11 protein-coding genes and 4 tRNA genes are annotated in these 11,840 nt (G+C 55.0%); all 15 read right to left on the bottom strand.

The annotated features are described in order from the left end of the window. Positions 1–36: 36 nt before the first annotated feature. Positions 37–4,110, bottom strand: a complete 4,074-nt coding sequence (gene rpoB, locus AC07VU_RS28670; protein WP_007925957.1) for a DNA-directed RNA polymerase subunit beta — start codon at positions 4,108–4,110, stop codon at positions 37–39. 219 nt (positions 4,111–4,329) lie between these two features. After that, positions 4,330–4,695 carry a 50S ribosomal protein L7/L12 gene (gene rplL / locus AC07VU_RS28665; RefSeq protein ID WP_007925956.1) on the bottom strand — a complete coding sequence of 122 codons (366 nt, stop codon included), beginning with the start codon at positions 4,693–4,695 and terminating at the stop codon, positions 4,330–4,332. A gap of 80 nt (positions 4,696–4,775) precedes the next feature. Beyond that, on the bottom strand, positions 4,776–5,276 hold the full coding sequence (gene rplJ / locus AC07VU_RS28660) for a 50S ribosomal protein L10 (protein ID WP_007925954.1): 501 nt from the start codon (positions 5,274–5,276) through the stop codon (positions 4,776–4,778). A gap of 198 nt (positions 5,277–5,474) precedes the next feature. Then, complete coding sequence (gene rplA, locus AC07VU_RS28655; protein ID WP_007925952.1) at positions 5,475–6,170, bottom strand: 50S ribosomal protein L1; 696 nt, start codon at positions 6,168–6,170, stop codon at positions 5,475–5,477. Next, positions 6,170–6,601 (bottom strand): 50S ribosomal protein L11, encoded by a 432-nt coding sequence (gene rplK / locus AC07VU_RS28650; protein WP_003176435.1) that lies wholly within the window; start codon positions 6,599–6,601, stop codon positions 6,170–6,172. The genes rplA and rplK overlap by 1 nt, the downstream gene beginning before the upstream one ends. A gap of 118 nt (positions 6,602–6,719) precedes the next feature. Beyond that, a complete protein-coding gene (gene nusG / locus AC07VU_RS28645; RefSeq protein WP_002555501.1) occupies positions 6,720–7,253 on the bottom strand; it encodes a transcription termination/antitermination protein NusG in 534 nt (177 codons plus the stop codon). A 9-nt stretch (positions 7,254–7,262) separates the two neighbouring features. Next, positions 7,263–7,631 (bottom strand): preprotein translocase subunit SecE, encoded by a 369-nt coding sequence (gene secE / locus AC07VU_RS28640; RefSeq protein ID WP_009045851.1) that lies wholly within the window; start codon positions 7,629–7,631, stop codon positions 7,263–7,265. A 45-nt stretch (positions 7,632–7,676) separates the two neighbouring features. Next, positions 7,677–7,752, bottom strand: a tRNA-Trp gene (locus tag AC07VU_RS28635). Between the two features lie 54 nt (positions 7,753–7,806). Beyond that, positions 7,807–9,000 (bottom strand): elongation factor Tu, encoded by a 1,194-nt coding sequence (tuf, locus tag AC07VU_RS28630; RefSeq protein WP_007924207.1) that lies wholly within the window; start codon positions 8,998–9,000, stop codon positions 7,807–7,809. Between the two features lie 84 nt (positions 9,001–9,084). Next, positions 9,085–9,160, bottom strand: a tRNA-Thr gene (locus AC07VU_RS28625). A 26-nt stretch (positions 9,161–9,186) separates the two neighbouring features. Next, a tRNA-Gly gene (locus tag AC07VU_RS28620) sits at positions 9,187–9,260 on the bottom strand. Between the two features lie 24 nt (positions 9,261–9,284). Then, positions 9,285–9,369: transfer RNA gene (locus AC07VU_RS28615), tRNA-Tyr, on the bottom strand. 142 nt (positions 9,370–9,511) lie between these two features. Beyond that, positions 9,512–9,949 carry a hypothetical protein gene (locus AC07VU_RS28610; protein ID WP_274304819.1) on the bottom strand — a complete coding sequence of 146 codons (438 nt, stop codon included), beginning with the start codon at positions 9,947–9,949 and terminating at the stop codon, positions 9,512–9,514. A gap of 7 nt (positions 9,950–9,956) precedes the next feature. Next, the gene (locus AC07VU_RS28605) at positions 9,957–10,706 is read right to left on the bottom strand and encodes a pantothenate kinase (protein WP_274304820.1); all 750 of its coding nucleotides are present in this window, start codon (positions 10,704–10,706) and stop codon (positions 9,957–9,959) included. Beyond that, a complete protein-coding gene (gene birA / locus AC07VU_RS28600) occupies positions 10,696–11,655 on the bottom strand; it encodes a bifunctional biotin--[acetyl-CoA-carboxylase] ligase/biotin operon repressor BirA (protein WP_274304821.1) in 960 nt (319 codons plus the stop codon). Before birA ends, AC07VU_RS28605 begins: the two co-directional genes overlap by 11 nt. Between the last annotated feature and the right edge of the window lie 185 nt (positions 11,656–11,840).

Raw genomic sequence — 11,840 nt, 5'->3', positions numbered from 1 at the left:
GGGCAATCCTGCCCCGCTCTCGATTCGCGTCACGTGTTATTCGGTTTCCAGATCGATATCGATGCCGAGGGAACGAATTTCTTTGATCAACACGTTGAAGGACTCGGGCATGCCCGGCTCCATACGGTGATCGCCGTCCACGATGTTTTTGTACATCTTGGTCCGACCGTTCACATCGTCCGACTTCACTGTGAGCATTTCTTGCAGAGTGTATGCAGCACCGTATGCTTCCAGTGCCCAGACCTCCATCTCCCCGAAACGCTGACCACCGAACTGCGCCTTACCACCCAGCGGCTGCTGGGTAACCAGGCTGTACGAACCGGTAGAACGAGCGTGCATCTTGTCGTCTACCAAGTGGTTCAGCTTCAGCATGTACATGTAGCCAACAGTAACCGGGCGCTCGAACTTGTTGCCGGTACGGCCGTCGGTCAGCTGCATCTGGCCGCTTTCTGGCAGGTCCGCCAGTTTCAGCATGGCCTTGATTTCGCTTTCCTTGGCACCGTCGAACACCGGAGTGGCCATCGGCACGCCGCCGCGCAGGTTCTTCGCCAGATCCAGGATTTCCTGATCGGAGAAGCTATCCAGATCTTCGTTACGACCGCCGATCTGGTTGTAGATCTCGTCCAGGAACTTACGCAGTTCCGCAACCTTGCGCTGCTCTTCGACCATGCGGTTGATCTTCTCGCCCAGACCTTTGGCCGCGAGGCCCAGGTGGGTTTCGAGAATCTGACCAACGTTCATACGCGAAGGTACGCCCAACGGGTTGAGGACAACGTCGACCGGGGTGCCATTGGCATCGTGCGGCATGTCTTCAACCGGCATGATCACGGAGACCACACCCTTGTTACCGTGACGACCGGCCATCTTGTCGCCCGGCTGGATGCGGCGGCGGATTGCCAGGTAAACCTTGACGATTTTCAGCACGCCTGGAGCCAGGTCATCGCCCTGCTGCAGTTTGCGCTTCTTGTCTTCGAACTTGTCGTCCAGCAGACGGCGGCGATCAACGATGTAGGCCTGAGCCTTCTCGAGCTGCTCGTTCAGAGCATCTTCAGCCATACGCAGCTTGAACCACTGACCATGCTCAAGACCGTCGAGTACTTCGTCGGTGATTTCCTGACCTTTCTTCAGACCGGCGCCGCCTTCGGCTTTGTGGCCGACCAGAGCGGAACGCAGACGTTCGAAAGTGGCGCCTTCAACGATACGGAACTCTTCGTTCAGATCCTTACGGATCTCGTCGAGCTGGCTCTTCTCGATCGACAAGGCACGAGCGTCACGCTCCACGCCGTCGCGAGTGAAGACCTGTACGTCGATGACAGTACCCTTGGTACCGGTAGGTACACGCAGGGAAGTGTCTTTAACGTCGCTGGCTTTTTCACCGAAGATTGCACGCAGCAGTTTCTCTTCCGGAGTCAACTGGGTCTCGCCTTTCGGAGTGACCTTACCGACCAGGATGTCGCCTGCGCCAACTTCAGCACCCACATAAACGATACCGGCTTCGTCCAGCTTGTTCAGTGCAGCCTCGCCCACGTTCGGGATGTCTGCAGTGATTTCCTCTGGGCCAAGCTTGGTGTCACGGGCCACACAGGTCAGTTCCTGGATGTGGATCGTGGTGAAGCGGTCTTCCTGAACCACACGCTCGGACAGGCAGATGGAGTCTTCGAAGTTGAAGCCGTTCCATGCCATGAACGCGATGCGCATGTTCTGACCCAGAGCCAGCTCACCCATGTCGGTGGACGGACCGTCGGCCATGATGTCGCTACGCTGAACCCGATCGCCCTTGCTCACCAGCGGACGCTGGTTGATGCAGGTGTTCTGGTTGGAGCGGGTGTATTTGGTCAGGTTGTAGATGTCGACACCGGCTTCGCCTGGTTCAACTTCGTCATCCGCAACACGAACCACGATACGGCTGGCGTCAACCGAGTCGATCACGCCGCCACGACGAGCCACGACGCAAACGCCGGAGTCACGGGCAACGTTACGCTCCATGCCGGTACCTACCAGCGGCTTGTCGGCACGCAGGGTTGGTACAGCCTGACGCTGCATGTTCGAACCCATCAACGCACGGTTGGCGTCGTCGTGCTCGAGGAACGGAATCAGCGACGCTGCAACCGAAACTACCTGCTTCGGCGAAACGTCCATCAAGGTGACGTCTTCTGGCGCCTTGACGGTGAATTCGTTCAAGTGACGAACAGCTACCAGCTCATCGATCAGCTGACCTTTGTCGTTCATGGTCGCCGAAGCCTGGGCGATCACGTGATCGGCCTCTTCGATAGCGGACAGGAACACGATCTCGTCGGTCACCAGACCTTCTTTCACCACGCGGTACGGGCTCTCGAGGAAGCCGTACTGGTTGGTGCGAGCATAGGCAGCCAAGGAGTTGATCAGACCGATGTTCGGACCTTCCGGCGTTTCAATCGGGCATACACGACCATAGTGAGTCGGGTGTACGTCACGAACTTCGAAGCCTGCGCGCTCACGGGTCAGACCGCCCGGGCCGAGTGCGGAGACACGACGCTTGTGGGTGATCTCAGACAGCGGGTTGTTCTGGTCCATGAACTGGGACAGCTGGCTGGAACCGAAGAACTCTTTCACCGCCGCAGCCACAGGCTTGGCATTGATCAGGTCTTGCGGCATCAGGCCTTCGCTTTCAGCCATCGACAGACGCTCTTTGACCGCACGCTCAACACGTACCAGGCCAACGCGGAACTGGTTCTCGGCCATTTCGCCTACGCAGCGAACACGACGGTTACCCAGGTGGTCGATGTCATCGACGATGCCTTTGCCGTTACGGATGTCGACCAGAGTCTTCAGAACAGCAACGATGTCTTCCTTGCACAACACGCCCGAACCTTCGATCTCGGTACGACCGATACGACGGTTGAACTTCATCCGGCCGACCGCAGACAGGTCATAGCGCTCAGGGCTGAAGAACAGGTTGTTGAACAGGGTCTCAGCCGCATCCTTGGTTGGAGGCTCGCCAGGACGCATCATGCGATAGATCTCGACCAACGCTTCCAGCTGGTTGGTGGTGGAGTCGATCTTCAGAGTGTCGGAAACGAACGGTCCGCAATCGATATCGTTGGTGTACAACGTTTCGATACGCACGACCTGAGCCTTGGCGATCTTCGCCAGGATCTCGGTGTTCAGCTCGGTGTTGCACTCTGCCAGGATTTCGCCGGTGGCCGGATGCACGATGACCTTGGCGGTAGTACGACCCAGGACGTAGTCCAGAGGCACTTCCAGCTCTTTGATCCCGGCTTTTTCCAGCTGGTTGATGTGACGAGCGGTAATACGACGACCCTGCTCGACAATAACCTTGCCTTTGTCATCCTGAATATCGAGGACTGCAATTTCACCGCGCAGGCGCTGAGGCACCAGCTCCAGGCTCAGGCTTTCGCCGCGCACATGGAATACGTTGGTGGTGTAGAAAGCGTCCAGCACTTCTTCAGTGGTGTAGCCCAGCGCACGCAGCAGTACCGATGCAGGCAGCTTGCGACGACGGTCGATACGCACGAACACGCAGTCTTTCGGGTCGAACTCGAAGTCCAACCAGGAACCGCGGTAAGGAATGATACGTGCGGAGTACAGCAGCTTACCGGAGCTGTGCGTCTTGCCACGGTCGTGGTCGAAGAATACGCCAGGGGAACGGTGCAGCTGGGAAACGATTACACGCTCGGTACCGTTGATTACGAAGGTACCGTTCTCAGTCATCAGGGGGATTTCACCCATGTAGACTTCTTGCTCTTTGATGTCCTTGATCGCTTTGTTCGACGATTCTTTGTCGAAAATGATCAGACGAACTTTTACCCGCAAAGGTACGGCGTAAGTTACACCGCGCAGCACGCATTCTTTGACATCAAATGCCGGTTCGCCCAGGCGATAACCGACATACTCCAACGCAGCATTGCCGGAGTAGCTGATGATCGGGAAAACGGATTTGAAGGCCGCATGCAGGCCCACGTCGCGGAACTGATCTTTAGTCGCTCCCGCTTGCAAGAATTCACGATACGAATCCAGCTGGATGGCCAGGAGGTACGGCACATCCATGACGTCCGGCAACTTGCTAAAGTCCTTGCGGATACGTTTTTTCTCAGTATATGAGTAAGCCATCAGCGTTCCCCAGCTTGGTCACCTGCTTATTTGGCCCCTCCCGACGGGAGCAGCCAGAAAATCGTGCAAACCCTTTGGTTTGCGCCACCGCACAGGGTGGTTACAGCACGTTAAAGGCACCGACCCAGTCGGCTGCCAATAACGGAAAAAGGCCGGTGGCAAGAGCCACCAGCCATCAGCCTCAGCTTAACGCTTGGGCTGGAGACACAAAGTCGATGCTTACTTCAGCTCGACTTTAGCGCCTGCTTCTTCCAGAGCTGCTTTGGCTTTGTCAGCGGCTTCTTTAGCAACGCCTTCCAGAACCATGGCAGGAGCACCGTCAACTACAGCCTTGGCTTCTTTCAGGCCCAGACCGGTCAGTTCACGTACAGCCTTGATCACGTTAACTTTCTTCTCGCCAGCTTCAGTCAGCATGACGTTGAATTCAGTTTGCTCTTCAACAACAGCGGCAGCAGCAGCTGGACCAGCAGCGGCAACAGCAGCGGTAACGCCGAAGGTTTCTTCCATTGCTTTGATCAGCTCAACAACTTCCAGAACGGTTTTCTGGCCGATTGCTTCGATGATTTGCTCGTTAGTCAGAGACATGACTATAAATTCCTGTATTGGGGTGACAGCCTACGCAGCCATCAAATTAAACATATGATTTTGAAAGGGCTTGCAGTGCCTTAGGCAGCAGCAGCTTCTTTCTGGTCGCGAATGGCCGCCAGAGTACGAGCCAGCTTGCTGGTAGCGCCTTGGATCACGCTCATCAGCTTCGCAATAGCTTCGTCGCGAGTTGGCAGCGAAGCCAACACGTCGATCTCGTTTGCTGCGAGGTACTTGCCCTCGAACGCAGCTGCCTTGATCTCGAACTTTTCCTGACCCTTTGCGAACTCTTTGAAAATACGAGCAGCAGCGCCCGGATGTTCCTTGGAGAATGCAATCAGGGTAGGGCCGACGAACGCGTCGTTGAGCACGTCATATTGAGTGCCTTCAACAGCGCGCTTGAGCAGGGTGTTACGTACGACACGTACATACACGCCAGCTTCGCGGGCCTCTTTACGGAGTCCGGTCATAGCGCCTACTGTCACACCACGGGCATCAGCCACGACAGCGGACAGAGCGCCTTTGGCAGCCTCGTTGACTTCAGCGACGATGGCCTTCTTGTCTTCGAGTTTAATTGCCACGGGTTTAACTCCTGCTTGTTACCGTTTCATCCAACCGAGGTCGGATGTCGTTTTGGTGTCTGATTCGGTAAGGAACCGGGAGCACCATCTGCGTAGGCTTGTGGTTTAAGACTTGCGTCGCCTACGGTCTTGGATAGCCCCCGCCAGGCAGGGACCCCAATCTTTCAATTGGCGCAATCTCTTGCGCCAACCTGTGTCTTATACGTCCAGCGAGCCTTGGTCGATGACCAGACCTGGGCCCATGGTGGTGCTCAGGGTAACGCGCTTGACGTAGATACCTTTCGAGGAAGCTGGCTTGATACGCTTCAGGTCAGCGATCAGGGCTTCAACGTTTTCCTTCAGCTTGACGGCGTCGAAGCCGACCTTGCCAACGGAGGTATGGATAATGCCGTTTTTGTCGGTGCGATAACGAACCTGACCAGCCTTGGCGTTTTTAACAGCGCCAGCTACGTCTGGAGTTACGGTACCAACCTTGGGGTTAGGCATCAGACCACGTGGACCGAGGATCTGGCCCAGCTGACCTACAACGCGCATTGCATCCGGGGAAGCAATAACTACGTCATAGTTCAGGTCGCCGCCTTTCATTTCGGCAGCCAGGTCGTCCATGCCTACGCGATCAGCGCCGGCAGCCAGGGCAGCTTCAGCGGCTGGACCTTGGGTGAACACAGCTACACGCACCGTCTTGCCAGTGCCGTGAGGCAGCACGGTAGCGCTGCGAACAACCTGGTCGGACTTACGTGGGTCAACGCCCAAGTTTACAGCGACATCAACAGACTCGCTGAACTTGACGGTCGACAGCTCGGTCAGGAGAGCAGCCGCGTCTACGAAGCTGTAGGCCTTGCCCGCTTCAATCTTGCCGGCGATAGCCTTTTGGCGCTTGGTCAGCTTAGCCATTACACACCCTCCACGTTAAGGCCCATGCTACGAGCAGAACCGGCGATAGTACGCACGGCTGCATCCATATCAGCTGCAGTCAGATCCGCGTTTTTGGTTTTCGCGATTTCTTCCAGCTGAGCACGGGTAACGGTGCCAACCTTAACGGTGTTCGGACGAGCGGAACCGCTGGTCAGGCCAGCAGCTTTCTTCAGCAGAACCGAAGCAGGGGTGCTCTTAGTTTCGAAAGTGAAGCTGCGGTCACTGTAAACAGTGATGATCACAGGAGTCGGCAGACCTGGCTCAAGACCCTGGGTACGGGCGTTGAAGGCCTTGCAGAATTCCATGATGTTCACGCCGTGCTGACCCAGTGCTGGACCGACGGGTGGACTTGGGTTGGCCTGTGCGGCCTTCACTTGCAGCTTGATGTAAGCAGTAATCTTCTTAGCCATGAGGCACTCCAATTACGGGTTCAAACGCCTGGAAAGGCTCCCCGGTTACTTGCGCGTTTATCCCAGTGACGACAAAACCCCACAGCCTTGGGCTGCGGGGTATGGGATTCTCGTTCAGCTATGCCTTTTCGACCTGGCTGAACTCTAGTTCTACCGGAGTAGAGCGACCGAAAATGAGCACAGCCACTTGGATCCGGCTCTTTTCGTAGTTAACTTCTTCGACGGTGCCGTTAAAGTCAGCGAACGGACCATCGGTAACACGAACAACCTCACCCGGCTCGAACAGAGTCTTAGGCTTAGGCTTGTCACTACCATCAGCAACACGACGCAGAATGGCTTCCGCTTCTTTGTCCGTGATTGGCGCAGGCTTGTCGGCAGTACCGCCGATAAAACCCATCACCCGAGGAGTATCCTTGACCAAGTGCCAAGTACCCTCATTCATATCCATCTGAACCAGCACATAACCAGGGAAGAACTTGCGCTCGCTTTTGCGTTTCTGGCCATTACGCATCTCAACCACTTCTTCAGTGGGAACCAGAATTTCACCAAAGCCATCTTCCATGCCAGCCAGCTTTACGCGCTCGATCAACGAACGCATTACATGCTTCTCGTAACCCGAGTAAGCATGCACAACGTACCAACGCTTAGCCACGGGACACCCTTAGCCAACAATCAAGGAAACGAGCCAGCCGAGCAGGGAATCAAGCCCCCACAACAGCAACGCCATAACCAGAACAACAGCCACTACGATCAACGTGGTCTGCGTGGTTTCTTGGCGAGTTGGCCATACGACTTTACGAATCTCGGTGCGAGCTTCCTTAACCAGTACAAAGAAAGACTTGCCCTTGGCAGTCTGCAGACCCACAAAGGCAGCCACAGCAGCGATAGCAAGCAAAGCGAGTACGCGGTACAGGATCGGCGAAGCGGAGTAATACTGATTACCGACAACGCCAACGACCACCAAAGCAACTACTACAAGCCACTTGAGCAGATCGAAGCGAGAGCCTTGAGCTTCAGCTTTAGGAGTCATCTATGAAGATCCTGTGAAAAGAAAGCCAGACACACCGAGTGAATCTGGCAGGTCAGGAGGGAATCGAACCCCCAACCTACGGTTTTGGAGACCGTCGCTCTGCCAATTGAGCTACTGACCTAAAAACAAAATCAGGCCGACCATTATGCCGGCCCGATGGAGATATATCAAGAACTTACTCGATGACTTTGGCTACGACGCCAGCGCCGACGGTACGACCGCCTTCACGGATAGCGAAACGCAGACCATCTTCCATCGCGATGGTTTTGATCAAAGTGACAGTCATCTGGATGTTGTCACCTGGCATTACCATTTCAACGCCTTCTGGCAGCTCGCAGTTACCAGTCACGTCAGTAGTACGGAAGTAGAACTGTGGACGGTAGCCTTTGAAGAACGGAGTATGACGGCCGCCTTCTTCTTTGCTCAGAACGTACACTTCAGCAGTGAACTTGGTGTGCGGCTTAACGGTACCTGGCTTAACCAGAACCTGGCCACGCTCAACGTCGTCACGCTTGGTGCCACGCAGCAGAACGCCGCAGTTCTCACCAGCACGACCTTCGTCCAGCAGCTTGCGGAACATCTCAACACCGGTGCAGGTGGTTTTTTGAGTATCGCGCAGACCAACGATCTCAACTTCTTCCTGGATGCGAACGATACCACGCTCAACACGACCAGTTACCACGGTACCGCGGCCGGAGATCGAGAACACGTCTTCGATTGGCATCAGGAACGGCTTGTCGATAGCACGCTCTGGCTCTGGGATGTAGGTATCCAGAGTTTCTACCAGCTTCTTAACAGCGGTAGTGCCCATTTCGTTGTCGTCCTGGCCGTTCAGAGCCATCAGAGCCGAACCGATGATGATTGGAGTGTCATCACCCGGGAAGTCGTAAGTGCTCAGCAGGTCGCGCACTTCCATCTCAACCAGTTCCAGCAGCTCAGCGTCGTCCACCATGTCAGCCTTGTTCAGGAAGACAACGATGTACGGAACGCCTACCTGACGGGACAGCAGGATGTGCTCGCGAGTTTGTGGCATCGGACCATCGGCAGCCGAGCAAACCAGGATCGCGCCGTCCATCTGGGCAGCACCAGTGATCATGTTTTTGACGTAGTCGGCGTGACCCGGGCAGTCAACGTGCGCGTAGTGACGAATGTTCGAGTCGTACTCTACGTGCGCAGTGTTGATGGTGATACCACGAGCCTTTTCTTCTGGGGCGCTGTCGATCTTGTCGAAGTCAACGCGAGCCGAACCGAAAACCTCGGAGCAGACACGAGTCAGAGCAGCAGTCAGAGTGGTTTTACCGTGGTCAACGTGACCAATGGTACCAACGTTGACGTGCGGCTTATTACGTTCGAACTTTTCCTTAGCCATCGAAATCACCCCTAGGAGAAGAATTGAGCAAGTCACACAAGCCATTAAAACAAAGGCAGATATTTTCATATCTGCCTTGTTATATGGAGCTCTTGAGCGGATTTGAACCGCTGACCTCACCCTTACCAAGGGTGTGCTCTACCAACTGAGCTACAAGAGCGAAACACTTTGCACAACCTGCAAACTTGGAGCGGGTAGCGGGAATCGAACCCGCATCATCAGCTTGGAAGGCTGAGGTTCTACCACTAAACTATACCCGCGGAGCCTGCAGCTCACGCTAAATCTGGTGGAGGGGGAAGGATTCGAACCTTCGAAGTCGTAGACGTCAGATTTACAGTCTGATCCCTTTGGCCGCTCGGGAACCCCTCCTAAGCGAGGCAGCATTCTACATCATGCCACCCTTCTGTCAAGCATTTTCTCATTAAAAACCTGAGGTTAGCTGCGTTGACCTCGCTTCGCTGCGTCTACCTCTAGAGGTCTTCACTGCGGAGCGGGCGCCATTCTATGCAAACTATTCGGCAGTTGCAATGCCTTCGCATGACATTATTTTATGTTTTAACTCATTGAATTCTTTAGCAAGATTCTGCAGCAGCGAATCATCCAGCAAATGCTTGCTTTCAGGAGCCACCCGCAACCAGTAACCAGAAGCATCAGGCAACCCCAAGGACTTCAACCGGACCTCCACCCCCAATGCCGACAGACGCTGCTCGAGCATTTGAGCCTGATCACGACGAGCAAAACCACCTATATAGAGGCAATCGGCTTGAGCCCCACCCTTATCACGCCTAGAGAGAGCGTCAGACGACTCACTCAACAAGCGGATATCCTGCTGGGCCCCTTTATAAAGCGTCAGAGGTGTTACCTCCTTAGCACGTAAAGGCACTTCCTGCTGATGCCAGACGTAATAGAACACATTGAGAACCAGAAGCAGCAGGAACAACCAGCGCATAAAAACCTCAGGACAATGGGCATGCCATAGCCAATCCGACAAAAACCAGATCCGGAACCACTCGCCCTTGCGGGACAACCCCAGAAACCAGATCAGCATCACCACCAGTGAGAAATACTACGAAATCATCCCCCCAGTAACCACGCGCCAACTCCAACTGAGTTAGAACGAACCCCCTCAACATCAATGAGCAGCCGCGCTCTACCGCCTCAACCGTCGTACGACCCGGTAAAAGGTTCACCAGCGCGCGCTCGGCAGACAAATCATCGTACCGAATTCGACGAGTGTGAGTTCTCAGCTGATTACGCATCAATGGCATCCCTGGGCAGATAAACCCCCCCAGGTGCTCGCCATCCGCAGAAATGAAATCCGCAGTAACCGCCGTCCCGAAATCGAGTACCAGGCAGGCACCAGCCGCAAGGCGAAAGCCTCCCAGCATGGCAAGCCAGCGATCCAGGCCAAGTCGCTCAAACTCCTCATAACCATTTCGTACGCCGGCCATTTCTTTCGCAGGCGCAGCACAGATCACCGCCACGCCAAAAGCCTGAACCAACATGGAAGTAAGCTTGCTCGTCTCCTCGGCCGTGCGCACGCTGACCAAGCGGCAGCGGGTCAAAACCAAGCCGTTTAGCGTACGCAGATGCCCGACCAAAGCATCATCGGAATCAACCACACCCTCAGCAAATACCCCAAGCGCAGCATTATCCAGAACGCGCCATTTAATGAAGCTGTTTCCGCAATCAAGCTCAAGAATCATTGCGTAACCTCAAGCTGAGCTCACCACCGCTGTAGACCTTCTCAACCCCATCCACCCTCAATCGCAATGCGCCCTGCTGATCGATGCCCATAACAACACCGTCTATTTTATTGATCCCAGCAATCAGAGACACCGCACTACCTTGCCACAAATGATTCTGCTCCCACTCCTCTTGAATAGAGGAAAAGCCCTGGGCCTGGTGGCGCTCCAGGTAAGCCTTCAGCATCATGCTCAACCGAGCAACCAACTGGTTGCGATCAACCTGCTTGCCGGACTCAAGCCGTACAGACGTCCACTGCTGATCAATCTCGTCGGTTTTCTGCATGCTGACGTTGATACCTACACCCAGAACTACATGACAAACATCAGCAGGATCCCCAACCAACTCCAACAGGATTCCGGCGATTTTTTTGCGTCCAACTAAAACATCGTTTGGCCACTTCAGGCCCGCACCAGCAATTCCAAACTCGCGCAAGGTTTGCATGACCGCCAGCCCGACTACCAAGCTGAGCCCTTCAAGCTGACGCATTCCACCATCGATACGCAGTACGAGGCTGTAATAAACATTTTCTGCAAAAGGGCTAGCCCATTTTCGCCCTCTCCGACCACGCCCCGCCGTCTGACGCTCAGCGAGCACCAGGAACGGCGCAGGCACGCCACGCTCGACAACCCTCAGAGCTTCGGCGTTTGTAGAGTCAATAGAATCGAAAACCAGCACAGCCCAAGGGCAATCCTTTGATTGCTCGTAAATATCAGCCGGATTCAGAAGCGTCAGCGGAGCCGCCAACTGATAACCGCGACCGCGAACTTTATGGATAGAGAGCCCCAGCTCAGCCTCCAACTGCTGCAACTGCTTCCATACGGCACTGCGACTAACGCCCAAGGCAGCACCAAGGGCCTGGCCCGAGTGAAACCGCCCATCCTTCAGAAGCTCCAACAATGTCAGCATGCAGATCTCGCCTCACAATGAGGCAGGCATGATAGCCATGCCTAAGGCTGTTGCATAGAAAGCGTGACCAGGCACAATCAAGCAGCTAGCAGCTGCAATTTGAAAGGGTTTTCCGCGCGCAAAAACAAAACCCCAACTGCTTTCGCAATTGGGGTTTCGGAATTTAATCTTGACGATGACCTACT

It is taken from the genome of Pseudomonas sp. GW821-FHT02B10, from assembly GCF_059421865.1.
Note: the sequence above shows the minus strand (reverse complement) of the source record. Positions and strands in the feature narration are given on the sequence as shown.

Coding starts and splice junctions, on each gene's coding strand:
- rpoB (WP_007925957.1), bottom strand. CDS start 4,110: ATGGCTTACTCATATACTGAGAAAAAACGTATCCGCAAGGACTTTAGC.
- rplL (WP_007925956.1), bottom strand. CDS start 4,695: ATGTCTCTGACTAACGAGCAAATCATCGAAGCAATCGGCCAGAAAACC.
- rplA (WP_007925952.1), bottom strand. CDS start 6,170: ATGGCTAAGCTGACCAAGCGCCAAAAGGCTATCGCCGGCAAGATTGAA.
- rplK (WP_003176435.1), bottom strand. CDS start 6,601: ATGGCTAAGAAGATTACTGCTTACATCAAGCTGCAAGTGAAGGCCGCA.
- secE (WP_009045851.1), bottom strand. CDS start 7,631: ATGACTCCTAAAGCTGAAGCTCAAGGCTCTCGCTTCGATCTGCTCAAG.
- tuf (WP_007924207.1), bottom strand. CDS start 9,000: ATGGCTAAGGAAAAGTTCGAACGTAATAAGCCGCACGTCAACGTTGGT.
- AC07VU_RS28610 (WP_274304819.1), bottom strand. CDS start 9,949: ATGCGCTGGTTGTTCCTGCTGCTTCTGGTTCTCAATGTGTTCTATTAC.
- AC07VU_RS28605 (WP_274304820.1), bottom strand. CDS start 10,706: ATGATTCTTGAGCTTGATTGCGGAAACAGCTTCATTAAATGGCGCGTT.
- birA (WP_274304821.1), bottom strand. CDS start 11,655: ATGCTGACATTGTTGGAGCTTCTGAAGGATGGGCGGTTTCACTCGGGC.